This is a genomic window from Gordonia sp. NPDC003429 (genome assembly GCF_053588575.1).
This window is the reverse complement of record NZ_JBSFQF010000011.1, coordinates 36,382-56,545: the sequence shown is the minus strand read 5'-3', so window position 1 is coordinate 56,545 and position 20,164 is coordinate 36,382. Positions and strand designations below refer to the sequence as shown.

Sequence of the window (20,164 nt, the reverse complement as noted above, 5' to 3'; positions counted from 1 at the left end):
ACGCGGTCTGCGGCCGGCGTCCACCGGCTCCCCGATCGGAAGGCACGACCATGCACCCTCCCACCACCCGGTTCTCCTCCGGTATCCCCATCCGCACCCGCCGTGTCCGTTCGCTCGGCTTCCGGCGCCTGTGCGTGCTCATGCTCACCCTCGTCGGCCTCGTCGCGGGCAGCCTCGGCGCGACGGCGCTGGGGAGCGGAACCGCCTCGGCCGCTCCGTACGGCAGCGGCCATGGGCTGTGTTTCGACGTGAACTCGCCGCTCGCCCGAACCTCGCTCACCAAGATCGGCCGCGATTCCAACGGCGGCACCTGGTCGCCGTACCGGGCCAGCACCAATCCCGTGTCCGGTGGCTGCTTTCTGGACTGGATGCTGGTCAACGGGAACGGGATCGGCGACGGCACCTACGAATCGCGGGTGTTGCTGTTCCAACACGGCCGGTTCCTGGGCACGGTCGACCCCAAGCCATACCCGTTCACCTTCATCGCACGCTCGACGAAGTACTCGGTCACCGTCCGCTACCGCTGGCTGCTCGACCGTGATCCGCTGTGCTGCGCGAGCGGCGGGCCCACCGAGGTGACCGCGTTCGGGTTCGCCGGCCGGATCTTCCGGATCGGCACGTTCCCCCCGCACAGCTGAGCGTTTCGGCACCCACGAGAGAACGGGTTCGGACAATGCGGGCGGGAATCCGGCGCCGAAGCGTCGGATTCCCGCCCGCCGCGACGATGATGAGTATGTGAGCGTCCACTCCCACGGCCCCGAGGCCCTTCTCGAGGTCTACGACGAGGCACTGCCTGCCGTCTACGGCTACGTGTTCCGGCGGTGCACGGATCGCCGCGTGGCCGAGGACGTCACCTCGGAGACATTCCTCGCGGCGATGGACACCCTGCGCCGCAACGCCGACACCGCTCCCACGACGCCGTGGCTCATCGGGGTGGCACGCCACAAGCTCGCCGACCACTGGCGCCGCGCCCAGCGCACCCCCGAACCCGTGGGCGACCCGCCCGAATCCGCACTCGACGACTGGGATGCACACCTCGACCGAATGGTCGCTCACGCCACGCTTGCCCGGCTCTCACCGGTCAACCGCGCGGCCCTGACGCTGCGCTACGTCGACGATCTACCGGTGGCCGAGTGCGCGGCCATTCTCCAACGGACCGTCGGCGCCACCGAGGCGTTGCTCACCCGGGCCAAGCACGCATTCCGCGAAGCTTATCCGAGTGAATCGCCGATCATCCGGGAAGGAGAACGCGGATGAGCCACGACAGCACCGAATTCGGTTCGGCACCAGATCCTTTCGTCGCCCTGAGCGCCTCCGTGGCACCCGGGTGGGACACCCCGGTCGCGCCCGACCCCGACTTCGCCGCCCGGCTGCGTGACCGGCTGACACGCGGCGCCACCCTACCCGAGGGAGTCATCATGTCCAACACCACCATCGTCGAGACCGACACGGCTGTCACCACTTTCGACGAGCCCGACACACCGCTGGTCGAACGTCCCGGCGCCCTGCCCTACCTCACCGTCGGCGACGCCCGCGCGGCGATCGACTGGTACGTGAGCAATCTCGGCGCCCGACTGCGCGGTGAGCCGATCATGATGGACGACAACCGGATCGGTCATGCCGAACTCGAGATCGGCGGCGGGGTGATCTATCTCGCCACGGAATTCCCCGACATGGGTTTGCGTGCACCAGAACCCGGGCACGTCTCGGTGAGCCTGATGCTGCCGGTGGACGACACCGATGCTGCGCTGCGCCGGGCCGAACGGGCGGGGGCGGCGGTCACCCGCGAACCCTACGAGGCGCACGGCACCAGGACGGCGACGATCATCGACCCGTTCGGTCACCGCTGGATGCTCACCGGACCGGTCGTCACCGCCGCGAGTGGTGAGCCGACAGCCGACCCGATCCGCCGCGGCGACATCGTCTACATGTCGCTGCAGACGCCGGATGCGGTGCGCGCCGCCCGCTTCTACGGGTCGGTACTCGGCTGGGAGTACGACGCCGCGAGCAGGCAGGTGACCAATCTCGCTCACCGACTGGGTATTTCGGATGCCCCCGGCTACGGGACGAACACCCTGTACTGCGTGTACGCCGTCGATGATCTCGACGCGGCAAGCGCGGCGATCATCGCCGCGGGCGGCCGGGCGGGCGAGGTCTCCGACGTGTCGAGCGACGGCACACAGGTGATCGATGCCGTCGACGACCAGGGGGTCGCCTTCTCGGTCCACGTACCCGCACCGGGCACGGCACGCCCCGATCAGCACCCGCGCGGTGTCGGCGAGATGTCGTACCTCACCATCCACACGCCCGACAGCGAGCGGTTCCGGGACTTCCACCACGCCGCGCTCGGCTGGACGTTCCACGCCGGACGCATCGACGACGGGTGGGAGGTCGACGACGTGCGGCCGCAGGTGGGAGTCGCCGGCGGTGCCGACGAGTCCGTGTCGATCCCGATGTGGAACGTCGCCGACATCGATGCCGCCGTGCTCCGGGTCCGCGAGGCGGGCGGGCAGATCGTCGACGAGCCCGCGCGGCAGGCCTACGGTCGGGTGGCGTTGTGCGCCGACGATCAGGGGGCGCGGTTCTATCTCGGTCAGCTCTTCTGACCACAGACCGGAAATCGGCGTCAGCGAGGAGATCCACTGTCACCGCGTGCCGCGTCGTACGCCGTGCGCGCGTCACTGACCTCCGGCAATCGCGATTCGACGAGTTCGATCACGTCGATCAAGCGCACCGCCACCTCGCGTCCCAACTCGGTCAGCGAGTACTCGACCTTGGGCGGAATGGACTGCAGCACAGTGCGATTGACCATGCCATCGCGTTCCAGCGTCTGCAGTGTGACCGACAACATCCGCTCACTGACACCCTGCACACGCCGTCGCAACGCACTGAATCGCAGATCACCGTCGTAGAGCGCACCCAACGCCAGCAACCCCCACCGACTGGTGACGTCGCCCAGCACCTCGCGTGACCCGCAGTCGCGCGCGAACACGTCGGCCTCGAGCGTCGGGTCCAGATCGAGACCGACGTCGACACCGGGGGTGGGCAGGTCAGCGGCCATGAGACAACAATACCCCACCAACCATCATGTGCTTACCCCCACTGTTGCACTGCACAAATAGTAAGTGCATGATCGAGAGGAATCGCTGACATCACCCAGAAAGGTATGGACCACCATGACGACGTATGCAGTGACAGGCGCGACCGGACATCTCGGCGGCGCCACCGTCGACGCACTGATCGAGAGGGGCATCGCACCGACCGACATCGTCGCCATCGTGCGCGACGCCGACAAGGCGAGCGCGCTGGCCGCAGCGGGCGTCGCCGTCCGCGTGGCCGACTACGAGAATCCCGCCGCGCTGCGTTCGGCGTTGGCGGGCGTCGACCGCCTCCTGTTGGTGTCGAGCAGCGCGGTGGGCGCGCGAGTGAGCCAGCACACCAACGTGATCGAGGCCGCCAAGGCCGCCGGCGTCGGTGTGATCGCCTACACCTCGATCCTGCGCGCCGACACCAGCACACTGGCGCTGGCCACCGAGCATCTCGACACAGAGAAACTACTGGCCGACGCCGGAATCCCGTATGTCCTGCTGCGCAACGGCTGGTACTGGGAGAACTACCTCGGCGGCGCGCAGGCCGCGGTCACCTCCGGCGTGCTCTACGGCAGTGCGGGTGACGGCCGGGTGGCCGGCGCGACGCGCGCCGACTACGCGGCGGCAGCGGCTGCCGCGCTGGTCAACGCCCGCGGGGGCGAGGTGTACGAGCTCAACGGCTCCGAACACCTCACGCACGCCGACTTCGCCGCGACGTTCGCCGAGGTCAGCGGCTCTCCCGTCCGCTATCAGGATCTGCCCGAGGCCGACTACGCCGCGGCGCTCGCGAGCACCGGCATCCCCGAGGCGTTCGCGAAGATCCTGGCCGACTCCGACGCGGGCGTGGCCCGCGGCGAGCTCGATTCGGACTCCACCGATCTGGCCGATCTCATCGGCCGTCCGTCGACCTCGTTCGCCGAGGTGGCGCGGACCGCATTCGAGCCCGCCGCGACCTAGGCGAGCAGACCGGGCCCGCATCACCCGACCCGGCCGCCGCGATCCACCACGGCGGCCGGTTCCGCGGGCACGCACCCGTGATTGACTGTTGCCCATGTCCATCCGCGGTGCCGCCAAGCGGTTCGTCGCACACGTTCCCTTCGGCATCGGCACGGTGACCCTCATCCTGTCGGCCGTGCTCGTCGCGACGGTCGGCGTGGTGCTCTCCATCGGCACTCCGACATCGCAGGCCACCTACGACAACGGGCAGCTCCGCAGCTACCCGCGACAGCCCGACGTCGCCTGGACCGTCGCCGACGCCGACCTGCCCGGATACCAGTCGGCGTCGCCGATCGAGGTCGCCGACAGTCACGGAGACCGCTGGCTGCTGGCGTATCCGAGCGGAATCGGCCGCGCCTTCGTCATGGTGGACCGCTACACCGGCCGTCGTGTGTGGTCCGCTCCGGTGGTGGTGGGCCTGGGGGCGTGCGCCTTCGACGGTTCCGGCGGCGTCGGATGCGCACTGAAACTCGGTCAGGCCCCCGACGGCTTCTACTCCGTCGACGACACCGGCCGACTCGGCGCCCGGTTGCCCCTCGACGACACCGCACAGGTGATCGGCGTGGGCACGGACTTCCTGCGGATCGACCAGGCCGGTTATCGCGTCTCGATGCGTTCGCCGTCCGGGCGATCGGTGTGGAACCGCACCTTCGCCGCGGCGGCGACCGCCTCGTTCTCCCACGGCATCCTGCTGATCTCGACCGCCGACGGCAACGAGTTCGTCGTCGACCCCTCCGACGGGACCGACGAGGTCACCTGCGCCGCGTGCGACATCCGGCGCTTCGCTTCGGGGATCACCGTTTCGCACAACACTTTCGGGGCAGAGAGCGTGACCACCTACGCCGTGGTCGACGGCACCGTCAGCCGGCGCCCCACCGCACGTCAGCCCGATTCCCGGGTGCTCGGCGGCGCGTCGATCCTCCCGGTGATCGCCGGCACCGGCATCCCCGAGATGGAGGCCGCCACCCAGGGGCAGTACGAGGTGCGCGACCCGGCCCGCGGAAAGCCGTTGTGGCAGATCACCGACCCCGAGTTGTCGAAGGCCAACACGCGGCCGTGCGGGACGATGGTGGCCTTCGCCCGCAAGGATCGCTCCCGGGAGGTCTACCGCCTCAGAGATGGAACGAGAGTCGGGGCGCTTCCGGTGCCGTCACTCGACGAGCCCGACGCCAACATCGATTCGCTCCGCTGTGTCGGCTCCTCCGGTGACCTCGTCGTCTTCGCCAATGCCGATCAGCTCACCGCCTTCGATCCGGCACAACGACGCATCGCATGGCGTCGGCCACTTCTCGGTCAGACCCGCGTCGTGGACGGATACATCGTCGTCACCCAGGGCACCTCGCTGAGCGTGCTACGTCCCGGCTGAGCGCCGGGTGTGGTCGAGCTCATAGTTCGTGGTGGGCGTTCGAGCTGACCTGCACGGGCGCCTGGGAGGCTCAGCCCATCCTCAGTTTTGTATAACGCTGAGATAACGCTCCGGACACGGGAACATGTACGGTCGGCTCCGGTCTGTCCGCCGATGTACGTGTGAGGTTGAAGTTTGGGTAAGCACTCCAAGCCCCGGGATCCGATTCTGGCGCGGGTCTCGAGCGTCTCTCGTGTGCCGCTCGCCGCGGCCGCGCTGCTCGCGGCCGGCGGTGCGCTCACCGCGGCGTCGTCGGCAGGCGCCGACCACGTGCAGCCCTCGGTGCCGGCCGTTGCGGCGCAGAGCCCGCACCAGGAGTCCACCGGCCCCGACAGCCCACCCGCCCGCACACTTGCTGTTGCCCCGGTCGTCGCCCGACCGGCCGCACCGCCGCCTCCGCTGCCGGTCAGTGTGACCGACGGTGCGGTGCCCACGATCAACTATGAGGCCTATCGCCGCGCCGCGAACACCATGGCCCGCACCCAGCCCGGCTGCGGCATTCCGTGGACGCTCATCGCGGGCATCGGCAAGGTGGAATCACATCATGCCAACGAGGGCGACACCGACGCCCACGGCGCGCTGCGCACCCCGATCTTCGGGCCCGCGCTCGACGGCTCACTCGCCGGCAATCAGGTGGTTGCCGACACCGACGGTGGACGTCTCGACGGCGATCCCACTCACGATCGCGCGGTGGGCCCGATGCAGTTCCTCCCGGCCACCTGGCAGAAGTACGCAGCCGACGGCAACGGCGACGGAATCGCCGACCCCCAGAACATCTTCGACGCCGCACTGACCACCGCCCGGTACCTGTGCGACGGCAATCTGGATCTGCGCAACCCGGTTGCCGAGGGGACAGCCGTGCTGCGCTACAACAATTCCGCCGACTACGTCAGCAACGTGCTCGGATTCGCCCGCAGCTACTGATCCTGCGCGGCCACCGGGCCGGACTCACTCCGGACCCTCACTCGGCGCTCAGGAAAGCTTGCAGCGCAGCCGAATACATCGGCACGTCGGCCGCACCCATCAGTTCTCGCGCGCTGTGCATCGCCAGCTGCGGTGCCCCGACGTCGACGGTGAGCAGTCCGGTGCGGGTGGCGGTGATGGGTCCGATGGTGGAGCCGCACGGCAGATCGGCACGGTGGACGTACCGTTGCAGCGGCACCCCGGCCACCTCGCAGGCGAGCGCGAAGATGGCCTCCCCCATCGCGTCGGAGGCGTACCGCAGATTCTGGTTCACCTTGAGCACCGGACCGCCGTTCACCGCGATCCGGTGCGACGGTTCGTGCCGGTCCGGGTAGTTCGGGTGGGTGGCGTGCGCCATGTCGCCCGACACGCAACAACTCGCCGCCATCGCACGCAGATAGTCCGAACGAGATCCACCGCGCGCCAACACGATTCGCTCCAGCGTGGTGGCCAGGAAATCCGATGCCGCACCACGTTCGGAGCCGCTGCCCACTTCCTCGTGGTCGAACAGTGCCAGCACCCGGGTGTGGATCGACGGTTCACCGTCGAGCAGCGCCCGCAATCCCGCATAACAGGTGCCCTGATTGTCCAGCCGTGGCGCACTGAGCAATTCGTCGTCGGCGCCGACGAGACTGCATGGACTCACGTCATGGGTCATCAGTTCCCAGCCGAGCAGCGCATCGGGATCGACGCCCGCGTACTCGGCCACCCACCGCAGAATCGGCCGCCCCTCGCCCACCCCGACGATTCCGTCGACGTGGCGCTGCGGATTCAGCGACACCCCTTTGCGGTCCTCGGAGAGGTGAATGGCCAACTGCGACACCCGGATCACCGGCTCGGTGACGTGCACCAGCGCATGCTCCACCCGCTCGCCCACCCGATAGGCCAGCCGCCCCGAGAGACCAAGGTCGCGGTCGAGCCACGAGTTCAGCCAGGCGCCGCCGTACGGTTCGAGCGCCACCATCGCCAGACCGGCCGAGAAGCGGTCGGGATTCTGTTTGACCCGCAGATTGGGGCTGTCGGTGTGCCCGCCGACGATCCGGAACGCGTCGCCGTCGCCCTGGTCCCACGCGATGATCGATCCGCCGCGGATCACGTAGAAGCGTCGCGACGAGTCCTGCGCCAGGAAGTTCGGTGCGAGATGTTCTTCCGAGGACCAGTCGTCCTCCTCGAGAAGCCTCCGGAAACCGGCGTCCTCGAGTTCGGTGGCCACAGTGGCGCAGACGTGGAACGGCGACGGGGACTTGTCGATGAAACGACCGAGACCGCCCGCCGTCGCGGTGGTGGCGATTGAAGGGGTCTCAGGCACTGGCGAGGACCGAGTCGATGACCGAATAGAACATGCCGAGCCCGTCGTCGCTGGGACCCGTCAGCGCCTCGGTGGCGTGCTCGGGATGCGGCATCAGGCCGACGATGCGCCCATCGGGGCTGCTGATACCCGCGATGTCGAGAGCCGAGCCGTTCGGGTTGTCGCCGGCATAGCGGAACACGATCAGACCTTCGCCCTCGAGTTCCTCGAGTTTGCGCTCGGGCGCGACGTAGCGTCCCTCGCCGGACTTGAGCGGGATCAGGATCTCCGCGGTGCGCTCGTACCGCGAGGTCCACGCGGTGCTGTTGGACTCCACGCGCAGCCACTGATCGCGGCAGATGAAGTGCAGTCCCTCATTGCGGGTGAGCGCACCGGGCAGCAATCCGGCCTCGCACAGGATCTGGAATCCGTTGCAGATACCCAGGACCGGCATTCCCTTGCCGGCGGCCTCGACCACCGATCCCATGACCGGCGCGAACTTGGCGATGGCGCCCGCACGCAGGTAGTCGCCATAGGAGAAACCGCCCGGCACCACCACCGCGTCGACACCCTTGAGATCGGCGTCGCCGTGCCACAGTTCGACGGCCTCGGCACCGGCGATACGGACCGCGCGGGCGGCGTCGATGTCGTCGAGGGTGCCGGGGAAGGTGATCACACCGATTCGTGCAGTCATGAGGTCCTACTCGTCACAGAGGCGCCGGATGAGGGGGGATCGTCTGGTGTCGCGGGCGGTCAGTCGACCACGCGCGAGACGTTGAAGTTCTCGATCACCGTGTTGGTGAGCAGCTCCTCGGCGATGCGCTCGAGCGTGGTGTCGTCCACCGAGTCGTCGACCTCGAGTTCGAATCGCTTGCCCTGGCGTACCTCGCCGATCCCGGTGAAGCCCAGACGCCCCAGCGCGCCGACGATCGCCTGCCCCTGCGGGTCGAGGATCTCGGCCTTCGGCATCACATCGACCACCACTCGTGCCATCGGCTAGCGCTCCCATCTGGAGAAGAATCCAGCCGTCAGATGATGGCTGGATGTTCGGCGACCACGCTCACCTTACCGTTTGCCCCGGCCGGGCTCAGAGCGCGGCTTCGATGGCCTCGACGACCTCCGGTGCGGTGGGTTCGGTGCGCGGCCGGAAGCGATGGGTGACCGTCCCGTCGGCGTCGACCACGAACTTCTCGAAGTTCCACTGCACGTCGCCCGCCTCGCCGTCGGCGTCGGCGGTCTGTGTCAGCTCGGCGTAGAGCGGGTGTTGCGCGTCGCCCTTCACGTCGGACTTCGCCAGGAGGGGAAACGTGACGCCGTAGGTGCTGGAGCAGAAGGTGGCGATCTCCTCCGGGCTGCCGGGTTCCTGACCCATGAACTGGTTACAGGGAACGCCGACCACAGTCAGCCCGCGATCGGCATAGCGTTCGGCGATCTCTTCGAGACCCGCGTACTGCGGGGTGAGTCCGCACTTGCTCGCGACGTTCACCACCAGCAGCGGCCCGCCGAAGTCGGCGAGACTGAGATCCGAGCCGTCGAGCGCGGTGACGGGGATGTCCTTGATATTGGTCATGTTCCGAGCGTAGCCGCAGCCCACCGACGAGGTGTTGGCCAGATCACAGCCGATCTCGCACGCGATGCATCTCACATATATTTGCGTCGCTGCGATAGTTGCGTGCTCGTTACTATTTCGGGGTGACCTCCGCTCCCCACACCTCCCAGGCCGACGCCGCCTGCGAAGCGCTGACGTCGTTCCTGGAGCGGTTGAGCTGCCTGGGCACGGCCCGGGCCATGGAGACCTTCGCCGCGTCCGAACTCACGTTCTCGCAGCTACGCGTGCTGTTCGTCGTGTGCATGGAGCCGACGCCGATGCCCGTGCACGAGATCGCCGACGCCGTCGACCTATCGGTCGCCGCAGCCGGTCGAGTGGTCGACCGGCTGGTTCAGGCCGGACTGGTGGATCGTCGCGAGGACCCCGCCGACCGGCGGATCAAGCGGGTGGCGCCCACCGAGCAGGGACAAGCGGCCGTCGACGCACAACTCGACGTGAAGCGCGACCTCGTCGGACGGTTCGTCGCGGGTCTGCCCGATGAATTTCGCGCCCATCTCACGTCCGCACTCCGACAGATCGTCGACGCCGACGTCGACTACTTCGATCTCACTCACCAGTCCGCCATCACGAAAGAGAAGACGCTCTCATGACCTCCTCCACCGACGCCGGCGGAAACGTCCACGCCGGTCCACCCGACACCAAACTCGACCGTCACGTCCTGATGGTCGCCGGCGTGGTGGTGCTCGGCGCCATCATGTCGATTCTCGACGTCACCGTGGTCTCGGTGGCGCAGAACACCTTCCAGAACGAGTTCAACACCAACGCCGCGGGCGCGGCCTGGACGATGACCGGCTACACCCTGGCATTGGCCGCGGTGATCCCGCTGTCGAGTTGGGCCGCAGCGCGATTCGGCACCAAACGGGTCTACATGACCTCGCTGGTCCTGTTCGTCATCGGGTCGGCGCTGTGCGCGCTGGCCTGGAACATCGGATCACTCGTGGCCTTCCGCGTAGTGCAGGGACTCGGCGGCGGCCTGCTGATGCCGATCGGCATGATGATCCTGACCAAGGCCGCCGGACCCGAACGCATCGGATCGGTGATGGCGGTGCTCGGTATCCCCATGCTGCTCGGCCCGATCGCCGGACCCATCCTCGGCGGTCTGCTCATCGAGCAGGCCAGCTGGCACTGGGTGTTCCTGATCAACGTGCCGATCGGACTGGTCGCGCTCGTCTACTCGTGGTTCGCCCTCTCCGGTGACCAGCAGACGTCCCGGCCCAGCATCGACATCGTCGGATTGTTGTTGCTCTCACCGGGTCTCGCGCTGTTCCTTTACGGCGTGTCGTCGAGCACCGACGCGGGCACGTTCATCGCCGCGAAGGTTCTCATCCCCACCATCGTCGGCGCGGTGCTGATCGCCGCCTTCATCTGGCACGCGCTGCGCTCGGACAAGCCGCTGCTGGACCTGCGCCTGTTCTCCAATCGCACACTGAGTATCGCGGTGATCACCATGACGCTGTTCATGATCGCGTTCTTCGGTGCGTCACTGCTGTATCCGCAGTACTTCATCGGTGTGCGCGGCGAGTCGACTCTCTCGGCCGGTCTGCTGCTGGCCCCGCAGGGCATCGGCGCGATGCTCACCATGCCGATCGCCGGGCGGATGACCGACAAGATCGGCCCGGGCAAGTTCGTCCTCGGTGGCATCGTGCTGATCTTCCTGGGCATGGGCACCTTTGTGTTCCTGGGCGCCGACACCTCGTACTGGCTGCTCTGCGGCGCGCTGTTCGTCCAGGGACTCGGCATGGGCATGACGATGATGCCGATCATGTCGGCGGCCCTCGCGACGCTCACCAACGTGCAGGTGCCCGACGGGTCCACGCTGATGAATGTCGTCCAGCAGACCGCGTCGTCGATCGGTACCGCCGTGATCTCGGTGATCCTCGCGACCAACCTCAAGACCCACACCGAATCGCTGCTCGCGATCACGTCGAATGCGGCGCCGGAGAAGTACCAGCAGGCGGTCGCGGCGTCGAACGCACCGGGTGTGCCACCGCAGATGCACCTGCCGGCCACACCTCCGGATCAGTGGTTCTCCTGGGCCGCCGATGCGTTCGGCACCACGTTCATCGTCGCGGTGGTGCTGGTGGGATTGACGTTCATCCCGGCGTTGTTCCTGCCGCGCAAGAAGATCGCCTCACCGCTGGTCGAGGAGGATGTCGACGCAGCGATGACGCCGACGATCATGCACTGACGTTCCGCGTCGAGCGTGCCCAGATCCGAGTCGAGCGTGCCCAGATCCCCGTCGAGCGTGCCCAGATCCCCGTCGAGCGTGCCCAGATCCCAGTCGAGCGTGCCCAGATCCCAGTCGAGCGTGCCCAGATCCCAGTCGAGCGTGCCCAGATCCGCGTCGAGCGTGCCCAGATCCGCGTAGTGGTTTCGACAAGCTCAACCAGCGGGCGGGCTCAACCAGCGATGGCGGCTCGACCAGCGATGGCGGCTCGACCAGCGATGGCGGATCGACCAGCGGGTGGTTTCGACAGGCTCAACCAGCGATGGCAGCTCAACCAGCGATAGCAGCTCAACCAGCGGGCGACGGGGTGACCGCGCCCGTCTGACGCAGAATCCAGGCGAGTTCGAACGCGATCTCTTCCCACTGCTTGTAGCGGCCGCTCACCCCGCCGTGGCCCGCCGACATCTCGGTCTTGAGCAGGATCGGATTGTCCGACGTGCTCAGATCCTGCAGTTTGGCAACCCATTTCGCGGCCTCGGTGAACATCACCCGGGTGTCGTTGAGTGACGTCTCGGCGAGGATGGGCGGGTACGGCTGGGCGGTGACGTTCTCGTAGGGCGAGTACGACTTCATGTACTCGTAGACCGTCGGATCGTGCAGCGGGTCGCCCCATTCGTCCCATTCGATCACCGTCAGCGGCAACGACGGATCGAGGATCGAGGTGAGCGCGTCGACGAACGGCACCGATGCGAGGATGCCACCGAACAGTTCCGGTGCCAGGTTGGCCACCGCCCCCATGAGCAGTCCACCCGCTGAACCACCCTCGGCCACCATCTGTCCGGGCGTGGTCCAGCCCCGATCCACGAGATACCGTGCGGAGTCGACGAAGTCGGTGAAGGTGTTCTTCTTGGTGAGCGTCTTACCGTTCTCGTACCAGTGCCGGCCCATCTCACCGCCGCCGCGGATGTGCGCGAGGACAAAGACCACGCCGCGGTCGAGCAGCGACAACCGCGACACCGAGAACCCTGGGTCGAAACTGGCCTCGTACGAACCGTATCCGTAGATGAGCAGCGGGGCGGGCGCCTGACCGGGATCACCCGGTGCGGCGACGTCCTTGTGTCGCACGATCGACAGCGGAATCCGGGTGCCGTCGGCCGCGGTGGCCCACTCCCGGGACTGCACGTAGTCGGCCACGTCGTAGCCGCCGAGCACCGGCTGACGTTTGAGCAGCACCCGTTCGCCGGTGTGCACATCGAGCTCGAACAGTTCGGCCGGTTCGATGAAGCTGCCGTACCCGAAACGCAGTCGCGGCGTGACCCATTCACGATTCCCGGCCAGCCCGAGGGAGAACAGTTCCTGCGCGACCGCCACCTCGACGAAATCCTCGGCCACCGGAACACCGTCGATCCGGCGCAGGTCGGCGATCGACACCCGCGGCAACGCGTCGGCCCGGTAGGAGAGCACGAGATAGTCACGGAAGGCATCGATGTCCTCGATCCGCACGCCGCGACGATGCCCGATGAACTCGGTACGCGCCCCCGGATCGTCGACCGGCGCGATGTCGATGGCGAAATCGTCGGCCTTCTCGCCCTCCCGGATGTCGTTGTGCACGATCAGGAAATAGTCCGACCCGCCGATCTCGGCGTGTTCGACGGTGTACTCCACGCCGTCCACGCGCGGTGCGACACTGCGGAATTCGCCCGTCGGGTCATCGGCGGCGAGCACATAGCATTCCGAGGTGATCTTCGATCCGGCGGCGATCATCAGGTACTTGTCACTGCGGGTGGTGCCCATACCCACCCAGTACCGTTCGTCGGGTTCGTGGAACACCTTGACATCCTCGGTGCCCGCACCGATGTCATGGCGCCACACCGTGTCCGGGCGCCACGCGGCATCGACCGTCTGGTAGAAGACGTGCGCGGCGTCGAGCGACCACACCGCACCGCCCGCGGTGTCGGCGATGGTCTCCGGCAGCAGTTCACCGGTCTCGAGATTTCTGAACCGCAGCGTGTACCGCTCGTCGCCCACCACATCGGTGCTGTAGGCCAGCCACTGACCGTCGTGGCTGACGGAGAGCGCGCCGAGACTGAAGAAGTCGTGACCTTCGGCTTCGACATTCGCGTCGAGCAGGATCTGCTCGCCGGGAAGTGTTGCGTCGTCGGAGATCTCGGGTGGCGTCCAGTCGTCCTCGCCACGGATCGGGCAGCGGCAGTTGATCCCGTATTGCTTGCCCTCGTGGGTGCGCCCGTAGTACCAGTAGTTGCCGCGGCGACTCGGCACCGACATGTCGGTTTCCTTGGTGCGGGCCTTGATCTCCCCGAAGATGCTGGCGCGCAGATCGGCGAGATCGGCGGTGTTCTCCTCGGTGTAGGCGTTCTCCGCCTCGAGGAACGCGACGACCTCCGGATCGTCCTTGTCGCGCAACCATTCGTAGTCGTCGACAAAGGTGTCTCCGTGGTGGACGCGTTCGGAGGGAACCTTCTTGGCGGCGGGAGCGGGCACGGATCTCCAATCCTCTGGTGTGGCCGGTTGTCTAGTGCGGCCAGTCGTCGAAGGATTTCTGCGAAATCCATTCGTAGGCCTCGATGTACCGCGCGCGGGTGCGGGTGACGACATCGGCGGGCAACGTGGGCGGCGGCGCATCGCCCGCCCGGTCCCAGCCCGACTCGGGCGAGGTCAGCCAGTTCCGGACGATCTGCTTGTCGAAGCTGGGCTGCACATGTCCGGGCGCATAGGTGGCAGCGTCCCAATAACGCGACGAGTCGGGGGTCAGCACCTCGTCGGCCAGCACGAGCGATCTGTCGGGTGCCTGCCCGAACTCGAACTTGGTGTCGGCGAGGATGATTCCGCGCTCCGCGGCCAACTGCGCACCACGCCCGTAGATGTCGAGGGTGGCGGTGCGCAACGCCTCGGCGACGTCGGTGCCGACGATCTCCGCCGCCCTCCCGAAGCTGATGTTCTCGTCGTGATCGCCCTGCTCGGCCTTGGTTGCCGGGGTGAAGATGGGTTCGGGCAGCTTGTCGGCCTCGTCGAGACCGTCCGGCAGCGCCACCCCGCACACCGCCCCGGTGGCCCGGTAGTCGATCAGCCCGGAACCGGTCAGGTATCCGCGGGCCACACATTCGACCGGCAGCATCGGGAGTCGGTGCACCACCATCGACCGTCCCACGAGCCCGTCGGGGATGCGTTCGTCGTCGGGGCCGCCGGCCAGATGATTGGGCACACCCAATGCGTCGAACCAGAAGAAGCTCATCGCGGTCAGGATGGCGCCCTTATCGGGTATCGCGGGCGAGAGCACGAAGTCGTATGCCGAGATGCGGTCGCTGGCCACCATCAGCAGGGTGTCGGCGTCGATCTCGTAGATCTCGCGCACCTTGCCCGAGGCGAGATGCCGATATGACTCCAGTGCCGGCCGCATGGCTTCGACCTTAGAGGTATGACAGTCTGAGCCGCATGCCCGGGCCGCGGATCACCATCACCTACTGCACCCAGTGCAACTGGCTGCTGCGCGCCAACTGGATGGCCGCCGAGTTGCTGAACACCTTCGGCACCGACCTCGGTTCGGTGACGCTGGTGCCCGGCACCGGCGGCGTCTTCACCATCGACGTCGACGATGTGCAGGTGTGGGAGCGAGAGACCGACGGCGGGTTCCCCGACGCCGCCGAACTCAAACGCCGGGTCCGCGACGCCGGGCTGCCCGACTGGCAACTCGGCCACGCCGACCGCAACCGCGACGCGTGACACGGCGTGGACACACCGGTCAGCAACCCGGGCGCACCGGTCAGAGGATGGGCGCCGGTGCGTAGGCCGCGGCGTCGGGATTCTCGGCGATCAGCTTCTCCGCGGCGGCGATGACGTCGGCCACCTGAGCGCCGGCCGCCCCGACGAAGGCTTCCTTGTCGTCGAGCAGCGCGTCGAGCCCGGCACGGTCGAGCGGGATGCGGTCGTCGGCGGCGAGGCGGTCGAGCAGGTCGGGTTCGCGACCCTCCTCGCGCATCGCGAGCGCCACCGCCACGGCATGCTCCTTGATGGCCTCGTGCGCCGTCTCGCGACCCATCCCGGCTCGCACCGACGCCATCAGCACCTTGGTGGTGGCCAGGAACGGTAGGTAGCGGTCGAGCTCATTCGCGACCACCGCCGGGTAGGCGCCGAACTCGGCGAGCACGGTCAGGAAGGTCTCCAGCATCCCGTCGATGGCGAAGAACGCGTCGGGCAGCGCCACCCGCCGCACCACCGAACAGAACACGTCGCCCTCGTTCCACTGGGCGCCGGCGAGCTCGGCGGCCATCGACCCGTAGCCGCGCAACACCACCTGAAGCCCGTTGACCCGTTCGCAGCTGCGCGTGTTCATCTTGTGTGGCATCGCCGAGGAGCCCACCTGCCCAGGCTGGAAACCCTCGGTGACCAGCTCGTGGCCGGCCATCAGCCGGATCGTGTGGGCCAGCGACGACGGTGCGGCGCCGAGCTGCACCAGCGACGACACCACGTCATGGTCGAGCGAGCGCGGATAGATCTGACCGACCGAGGTCAGCGAGCGGGCGAATCCGAGATGATCGGCCACGCGCGCCTCGAGGTCGGCGAGTTTGGTGGCGTCGCCGCCGAGCAGGTCGAGCATGTCCTGGCTGGTGCCCATCGGCCCCTTGATGCCCCGCAGTGGATAGCGCTCGATGAGTTCGGACACCCGGGTCAGCGCGACCATGAGTTCGTCGGCCGCCGACGCGAAGCGCTTGCCCAGCGTGGTGGCCTGCGCGGCGACGTTGTGGCTGCGGCCGGCCATCACCAGCGACGAATACTGCGCGGCGCGTTCGGTGAGCCGGGCCAGCACGGCGATGCCGTGCGCGTACACGTGGCGCAGCGACTCCAGGATCTGGAGTTGTTCGACGTTCTCGGTGAGATCGCGGCTGGTCATGCCCTTGTGGATCTGCTCGTGACCGGCGAGCGCGTTGAACTCCTCGATCCGAGCCTTCACGTCGTGGCGGGTGATGCGTTCACGCTCGGCGATCGACGCGAGGTCGATCCGGTCGATCACCGCCTCGTAGTCGGCGATGGCACCGTCGGGCACGTCGATCCCGAGGTCGCGCTGCGCCTTGAGGACCGCGAGCCACAAGCGTCGTTCCAGCGCGATCTTGTTGGTCGCCGACCAGATCCCGGCGAGGTCCGCGGACGCGTAGCGACTGGCCAGGACATTGGAGATGGCGGGTTTGGACACCTCACCAGTCTAAGGGCGCCACTCAGAGCGCGAAGCAGGTGCCGCCGGACCCGTACCCCTGGTGGACGCGGGCGACGATCACCGCCGAACGCACCCCGTTCTGCTCGGTGTAGAGCAGCCGGTTCCCCTGACGTTGCGGAATCCACCGGACGGTTGCCTGCCCCCACTGCGGTTGCGTGCGCGCGATCAGGTGGGGGGCATACCCCTGCCGGGTCTCCCAAAACGTCACGGTGCCACGGGAATTGACGAGCTGGGTGAGCCAGTAGGTGCATCCGGTCCCGTAGACGACCGACGAGAACGGCACCCCGGGGTCCACCCGACCGGTCGGCGCGGCGGTGGCCGGACCCGCGGTCGGTGCCCCCACCGCCATCGCGACCCCGACGCCCAGCGCCAGCGCGGCCAGCGCCGCCCGTCTCCCGACCCCGAACCCGAAGTACCGCCCTGCCACCACGTGTCCCCCGCCTAGACGCCGACGCCCATGCGTGGGGCCAGCACGTCGACCACCTCCGACAGCGCGTCGCGCGCCGCCCGCACCGGCGTCGCCCCACGGCCCAGCGATCCCACCACGGCCCCGTCCTCCACCGCGATGAGGTCGCCGATCCGCGCGGGCCGCGCCTCGCGCCCGGACTTCTCCAGGACCTCCGCGTGCACCGCGGTCAGCACCTCGTGCCGGGCCATCACCACGTCGTGCAACCGCGGGTAACGCGCCGCGATGGCGATCATCTCGTACCGGGCGGCGAGTTCCTGCAGGGTCGTGTCGGCGCCGACGAAGACCCCGGACAGGGTGTCGGCGGTCGCGTGATGGCCGCGGCGGCGGCGGGTGACCGCCGCGCCGCGCTCGACGATCGCGCGCTCGTTGTTGCGCGACACATGGCCGGCCGCCTCCGCCATCAGGTCCTCCAAAGACCCGAAATAGTAGGTGGTGGACGCCAGCGGCAGCGACGCACGGTCGGCGACGGCGCGGTGACGAACGGCGTCGAAACCACCCTCGAGCAGCAACGCACCGGCGGCCTCGATGAGTCGAGACCGCCGGCGCTCACCTTTCGGTGTCGTGGCCGCCGTCATGGTTCACATGCTGCCAACTCAGGTCGGCGCTCGGGTTGCGTTTCGCGGATCCGCTCATCCCGCAACCCGTCGACGCAGAGCGACACCAGCTTGTCATCAGATACCCCCTGGGGTATGTTGGCGATCAATCCCGACACCCCACCCCGTATGAGGAGTTGACGTGACCGCCATCCCCACGGAGCAGGACACCCCTGACGCCGCACCCACCCCGCCGGACCCCGAACGTCGCGTCGGCCCACTCGGACGCACCGGCGGGTGGGTGGCCGCACACCGCCGCTGGGTGTTCGCCGCGTGGGCCCTGCTGATCATCGGACTGGGCGCGGCCGCGCCGTCGGTGTTCAACTCCCTCGCCGGCGCCGGTTGGCAGGCCAACGGGTCGGAGTCGGTGGCCGTGCGCGAACTCGCGCAGCAGCACTTCGGCGGAAACTCGTCGGCGGCGGTGCAGGTGGTGATCCACTCCGACAACGGACCGATCACGGACCCACAGGCCCAGCAGGTGATCGCCGAGGTCACCGACATCGCCCGCGCCGATTCGCGGTTCGCCGACGTGATCCCGCCGCAGCCCGGCATGACGATCAGCCGTGACGGCCGCACCGGCATCGTCATCATCGGGGCAAACGCGAACACCGACGAGATGGTCAGGGCCGTCGACGATCACAAAGAAGCACTGACTGCGTTGTCGGGCAACGGAATCCATGTCTACCCGACCGGATCGTCGGCGCTGTGGAGTGACTTCAACAAGGCCAACCACGACGCCATGCTCAAGGCGGAGATGTTCTCCTGGCCGGTGACGCTGGCCATCATGGTGATCGCGTTCGGTTCGCTTGTCGCCGCGGGTCTTCCGCTGCTGCTGACGATCGCGGGCCTCGTCGCCTCGGCCGGCGGTCTGGTGCTGCTCAACGCGGTCACCCCGATCTCGGTGTGGGCGATGAACTTCGCGATGATGTTCGCGCTGGCCCTCGGCATCGACTACGCACTGTTCATGGTGTCGCGTTTCCGCGCGGCGATGATCCTGCACGACAATCCCCGCCACGCCGTGGTCGAGACGATGGAGACCGCGGGTAAGGCCGTGTTGCTGTCGGGATTGACTGTGCTGGTGAGTCTCTCGGCGGTGTTGCTGGTGCCCGCACCGGCGGTGCGGACGATGGCGGTGGGCATCATGCTGGCGGTGGTGTTCGTGCTGCTGGCCACCATGACGTTGCTGCCCGCGGTGCTCGCCGCACTCGGACCCAAGGTGAATGCCGGATCGCTGCCGTGGGCGAAGTCCCAGCAGCATCACTCGCCGCTGTTCGAGAAGTGGGGGCACCTGCTGCATCGGCATCCCTGGCCGTTCGCCGTGGTCTCGGTGGCGATCCTGATCTTGCTGGCACTTCCGGTCCTCGGGCTCAAGGTGGCGATGCCGTCGATCAACGTGGTGCCGAATGACGCCCCCGTGCGTCAGGGCTACGAGGTGGTGGCCACGCAGATGGGCGCCGGCGCACCCGGGGCACTGCAGATCGTGGTTCCGCAGGCCGATGCCGCGGCCACCGCCGCGGCCGCAGCCAGCACCCCGGGCATCGCCATGGTGACGCCCCCGCAGTCCGCCACCGACGGCTCCGGTTATGTGATGCTGCAGGCGATTCCGTCGGTCGACCCGTCCGACTCGCAGATGAACCAGATCCTGGACACGCTGCGTGAGCGGCTACCCGCACAGGCGTTGGTCGGCGGCGCTCCCGCCGAGAACATCGACCTGCAGGCCGCACTGGATCACTGGTTCCCGATCATCGTCGCGGTGATCCTGTCCCTCGGCTTCCTGCTGCTGCTCGTGGCACTGCGGGCACCGCTCATCGCGTTGCTCGGCACGCTGGTCAGCCTGTTGTCGACGGCGGCCGCCTTCGGTGTGGCGAAGCTGATCTTCCAGGACGGTCACGGCGCCGGACTGCTCGGCTTCACCCCGCAGGGCTTCCTCGACGGATGGGGGCCGGTGTTCTTCTTCGCCATGATCTTCGCCATCGCGATGGACTACACGGTGTTCCTGCTGGCCACCGCCAAGGAGCATTACGAGCACTCCGACGACCCGATGACCGCACAGATCAACGGCATCGCCTACAGCGGGCGCATCATCTTCGCGGCCGCGGCGGTGATGGTCGCGGTGTTCTTCACCTTCGCCCTGGCACAGCCGCTGCCGCCGAAGGAGATGGGCATCATCCTCGGTGTGGCGGTGCTGCTCGACGCCATGCTCATCCGGCTCGTGCTGCTCCCGGTGCTGCTCCGGATCACCGGCCGCGGCGCGTGGTGGACCCCGCGCTGGCTCGACCGAATCCTGCCGTCGATCTCGTTCAGCCACTGAGTTCGGTGGTCGTCGGAATACCCGGTGGGGGATACAGTGTAAGA

At 67.8% G+C, this 20,164-nt stretch carries 20 protein-coding genes; 10 read left to right on the top strand and 10 right to left on the bottom strand.

What is annotated here, in order from left to right; all coding sequences use genetic code 11:
• Positions 1–50 precede the first annotated feature (50 nt).
• The 3 genes from ACWDSI_RS14495 to ACWDSI_RS14485 all read left to right on the top strand — a co-directional run bounded on the left by ACWDSI_RS14495 (position 51) and on the right by ACWDSI_RS14485 (position 2,606).
• Positions 51–638, top strand: coding sequence for an LppP/LprE family lipoprotein (locus ACWDSI_RS14495; protein ID WP_449756945.1), 588 nt, complete (start codon positions 51–53; stop codon positions 636–638).
• A 97-nt stretch (positions 639–735) separates the two neighbouring features.
• A complete protein-coding gene (locus tag ACWDSI_RS14490; protein WP_449745865.1) occupies positions 736–1,257 on the top strand; it encodes an RNA polymerase sigma factor in 522 nt (173 codons plus the stop codon).
• Positions 1,254–2,606: a VOC family protein gene (locus ACWDSI_RS14485; protein WP_449756944.1), complete on the top strand. Its 1,353-nt coding sequence runs from the start codon at positions 1,254–1,256 to the stop codon at positions 2,604–2,606. The genes ACWDSI_RS14490 and ACWDSI_RS14485 overlap by 4 nt, the downstream gene beginning before the upstream one ends.
• A gap of 20 nt (positions 2,607–2,626) precedes the next feature.
• On the opposite strand, the gene ACWDSI_RS14480 is transcribed toward ACWDSI_RS14485, so the two are convergent.
• Positions 2,627–3,061, bottom strand: a complete 435-nt coding sequence (locus tag ACWDSI_RS14480) for a winged helix-turn-helix transcriptional regulator (protein ID WP_449756943.1) — start codon at positions 3,059–3,061, stop codon at positions 2,627–2,629.
• Between the two features lie 115 nt (positions 3,062–3,176).
• On the opposite strand from ACWDSI_RS14480, the gene ACWDSI_RS14475 reads away from it, so the two are divergent.
• From ACWDSI_RS14475 to ACWDSI_RS14465, 3 genes are all read left to right on the top strand, one after another.
• Complete coding sequence (locus ACWDSI_RS14475) at positions 3,177–4,046, top strand: NmrA family NAD(P)-binding protein (RefSeq protein WP_449756942.1); 870 nt, start codon at positions 3,177–3,179, stop codon at positions 4,044–4,046.
• 94 nt (positions 4,047–4,140) lie between these two features.
• On the top strand, positions 4,141–5,451 hold the full coding sequence (locus tag ACWDSI_RS14470) for a hypothetical protein (RefSeq protein ID WP_449756941.1): 1,311 nt from the start codon (positions 4,141–4,143) through the stop codon (positions 5,449–5,451).
• Positions 5,452–5,625: 174 nt separating this feature from the next.
• The gene (locus tag ACWDSI_RS14465) at positions 5,626–6,414 is read left to right on the top strand and encodes a lytic transglycosylase domain-containing protein (protein WP_449756940.1); all 789 of its coding nucleotides are present in this window, start codon (positions 5,626–5,628) and stop codon (positions 6,412–6,414) included.
• Between the two features lie 37 nt (positions 6,415–6,451).
• On the opposite strand, the gene ACWDSI_RS14460 is transcribed toward ACWDSI_RS14465, so the two are convergent.
• The 4 genes from ACWDSI_RS14460 to ACWDSI_RS14445 all read right to left on the bottom strand — a co-directional run bounded on the left by ACWDSI_RS14460 (position 6,452) and on the right by ACWDSI_RS14445 (position 9,311).
• Complete coding sequence (locus tag ACWDSI_RS14460; protein ID WP_449756939.1) at positions 6,452–7,762, bottom strand: M18 family aminopeptidase; 1,311 nt, start codon at positions 7,760–7,762, stop codon at positions 6,452–6,454.
• A complete protein-coding gene (gene purQ, locus ACWDSI_RS14455) occupies positions 7,755–8,435 on the bottom strand; it encodes a phosphoribosylformylglycinamidine synthase subunit PurQ (RefSeq protein ID WP_449745872.1) in 681 nt (226 codons plus the stop codon). Before purQ ends, ACWDSI_RS14460 begins: the two co-directional genes overlap by 8 nt.
• Positions 8,436–8,494: 59 nt before the next feature.
• Entirely contained in the window at positions 8,495–8,734 is a 240-nt protein-coding gene (gene purS, locus ACWDSI_RS14450) for a phosphoribosylformylglycinamidine synthase subunit PurS (RefSeq protein ID WP_449745873.1), read from the bottom strand.
• Between the two features lie 94 nt (positions 8,735–8,828).
• The gene (locus ACWDSI_RS14445) at positions 8,829–9,311 is read right to left on the bottom strand and encodes a glutathione peroxidase (protein ID WP_449745874.1); all 483 of its coding nucleotides are present in this window, start codon (positions 9,309–9,311) and stop codon (positions 8,829–8,831) included.
• A gap of 122 nt (positions 9,312–9,433) precedes the next feature.
• Here ACWDSI_RS14445 and ACWDSI_RS14440 point away from each other — a divergent pair, with 122 nt between their 5' ends.
• The gene (locus ACWDSI_RS14440) at positions 9,434–9,940 is read left to right on the top strand and encodes a MarR family winged helix-turn-helix transcriptional regulator (RefSeq protein WP_449756938.1); all 507 of its coding nucleotides are present in this window, start codon (positions 9,434–9,436) and stop codon (positions 9,938–9,940) included.
• Complete coding sequence (locus tag ACWDSI_RS14435; protein WP_449745876.1) at positions 9,937–11,538, top strand: DHA2 family efflux MFS transporter permease subunit; 1,602 nt, start codon at positions 9,937–9,939, stop codon at positions 11,536–11,538. Before ACWDSI_RS14440 ends, ACWDSI_RS14435 begins: the two co-directional genes overlap by 4 nt.
• A gap of 327 nt (positions 11,539–11,865) precedes the next feature.
• Here the strand turns inward: ACWDSI_RS14435 and ACWDSI_RS14430 are convergent, their stop codons facing one another.
• Both ACWDSI_RS14430 and ACWDSI_RS14425 read right to left on the bottom strand, forming a co-directional pair.
• Positions 11,866–14,019 (bottom strand): S9 family peptidase, encoded by a 2,154-nt coding sequence (locus tag ACWDSI_RS14430; RefSeq protein ID WP_449756937.1) that lies wholly within the window; start codon positions 14,017–14,019, stop codon positions 11,866–11,868.
• Positions 14,020–14,050: 31 nt separating this feature from the next.
• Entirely contained in the window at positions 14,051–14,935 is an 885-nt protein-coding gene (locus ACWDSI_RS14425) for a phosphoribosylaminoimidazolesuccinocarboxamide synthase (protein WP_449756936.1), read from the bottom strand.
• A gap of 35 nt (positions 14,936–14,970) precedes the next feature.
• On the opposite strand from ACWDSI_RS14425, the gene ACWDSI_RS14420 reads away from it, so the two are divergent.
• A complete protein-coding gene (locus tag ACWDSI_RS14420) occupies positions 14,971–15,258 on the top strand; it encodes a SelT/SelW/SelH family protein (RefSeq protein ID WP_449756935.1) in 288 nt (95 codons plus the stop codon).
• Positions 15,259–15,298: 40 nt separating this feature from the next.
• On the opposite strand, the gene purB is transcribed toward ACWDSI_RS14420, so the two are convergent.
• From purB to ACWDSI_RS14405, 3 genes are read right to left on the bottom strand one after another with little or no spacing between them, the layout of a single operon-like run.
• Complete coding sequence (purB, locus tag ACWDSI_RS14415; protein ID WP_449756934.1) at positions 15,299–16,726, bottom strand: adenylosuccinate lyase; 1,428 nt, start codon at positions 16,724–16,726, stop codon at positions 15,299–15,301.
• 22 nt (positions 16,727–16,748) lie between these two features.
• Positions 16,749–17,174 carry a hypothetical protein gene (locus ACWDSI_RS14410; protein ID WP_449756933.1) on the bottom strand — a complete coding sequence of 142 codons (426 nt, stop codon included), beginning with the start codon at positions 17,172–17,174 and terminating at the stop codon, positions 16,749–16,751.
• A 14-nt stretch (positions 17,175–17,188) separates the two neighbouring features.
• On the bottom strand, positions 17,189–17,791 hold the full coding sequence (locus ACWDSI_RS14405; RefSeq protein WP_449756932.1) for a TetR/AcrR family transcriptional regulator: 603 nt from the start codon (positions 17,789–17,791) through the stop codon (positions 17,189–17,191).
• Between the two features lie 169 nt (positions 17,792–17,960).
• On the opposite strand from ACWDSI_RS14405, the gene ACWDSI_RS14400 reads away from it, so the two are divergent.
• Entirely contained in the window at positions 17,961–20,120 is a 2,160-nt protein-coding gene (locus tag ACWDSI_RS14400) for an MMPL family transporter (protein WP_449756999.1), read from the top strand.
• Positions 20,121–20,164 lie beyond the last annotated feature (44 nt).

What these genes read in the sequence shown, in the direction of transcription:
- ACWDSI_RS14495 (WP_449756945.1), top strand. Translation starts at nt 51, where the DNA reads ATGCACCCTCCCACCACCCGGTTCTCCTCCGGTATCCCCATCCGCACC.
- ACWDSI_RS14485 (WP_449756944.1), top strand. Translation starts at nt 1,254, where the DNA reads ATGAGCCACGACAGCACCGAATTCGGTTCGGCACCAGATCCTTTCGTC.
- ACWDSI_RS14480 (WP_449756943.1), bottom strand. Translation starts at nt 3,061, where the DNA reads ATGGCCGCTGACCTGCCCACCCCCGGTGTCGACGTCGGTCTCGATCTG.
- ACWDSI_RS14475 (WP_449756942.1), top strand. Translation starts at nt 3,177, where the DNA reads ATGACGACGTATGCAGTGACAGGCGCGACCGGACATCTCGGCGGCGCC.
- ACWDSI_RS14470 (WP_449756941.1), top strand. Translation starts at nt 4,141, where the DNA reads ATGTCCATCCGCGGTGCCGCCAAGCGGTTCGTCGCACACGTTCCCTTC.
- purQ (WP_449745872.1), bottom strand. Translation starts at nt 8,435, where the DNA reads ATGACTGCACGAATCGGTGTGATCACCTTCCCCGGCACCCTCGACGAC.
- purS (WP_449745873.1), bottom strand. Translation starts at nt 8,734, where the DNA reads ATGGCACGAGTGGTGGTCGATGTGATGCCGAAGGCCGAGATCCTCGAC.
- ACWDSI_RS14445 (WP_449745874.1), bottom strand. Translation starts at nt 9,311, where the DNA reads ATGACCAATATCAAGGACATCCCCGTCACCGCGCTCGACGGCTCGGAT.
- ACWDSI_RS14435 (WP_449745876.1), top strand. Translation starts at nt 9,937, where the DNA reads ATGACCTCCTCCACCGACGCCGGCGGAAACGTCCACGCCGGTCCACCC.
- ACWDSI_RS14425 (WP_449756936.1), bottom strand. Translation starts at nt 14,935, where the DNA reads ATGCGGCCGGCACTGGAGTCATATCGGCATCTCGCCTCGGGCAAGGTG.
- ACWDSI_RS14420 (WP_449756935.1), top strand. Translation starts at nt 14,971, where the DNA reads ATGCCCGGGCCGCGGATCACCATCACCTACTGCACCCAGTGCAACTGG.
- ACWDSI_RS14405 (WP_449756932.1), bottom strand. Translation starts at nt 17,791, where the DNA reads ATGACGGCGGCCACGACACCGAAAGGTGAGCGCCGGCGGTCTCGACTC.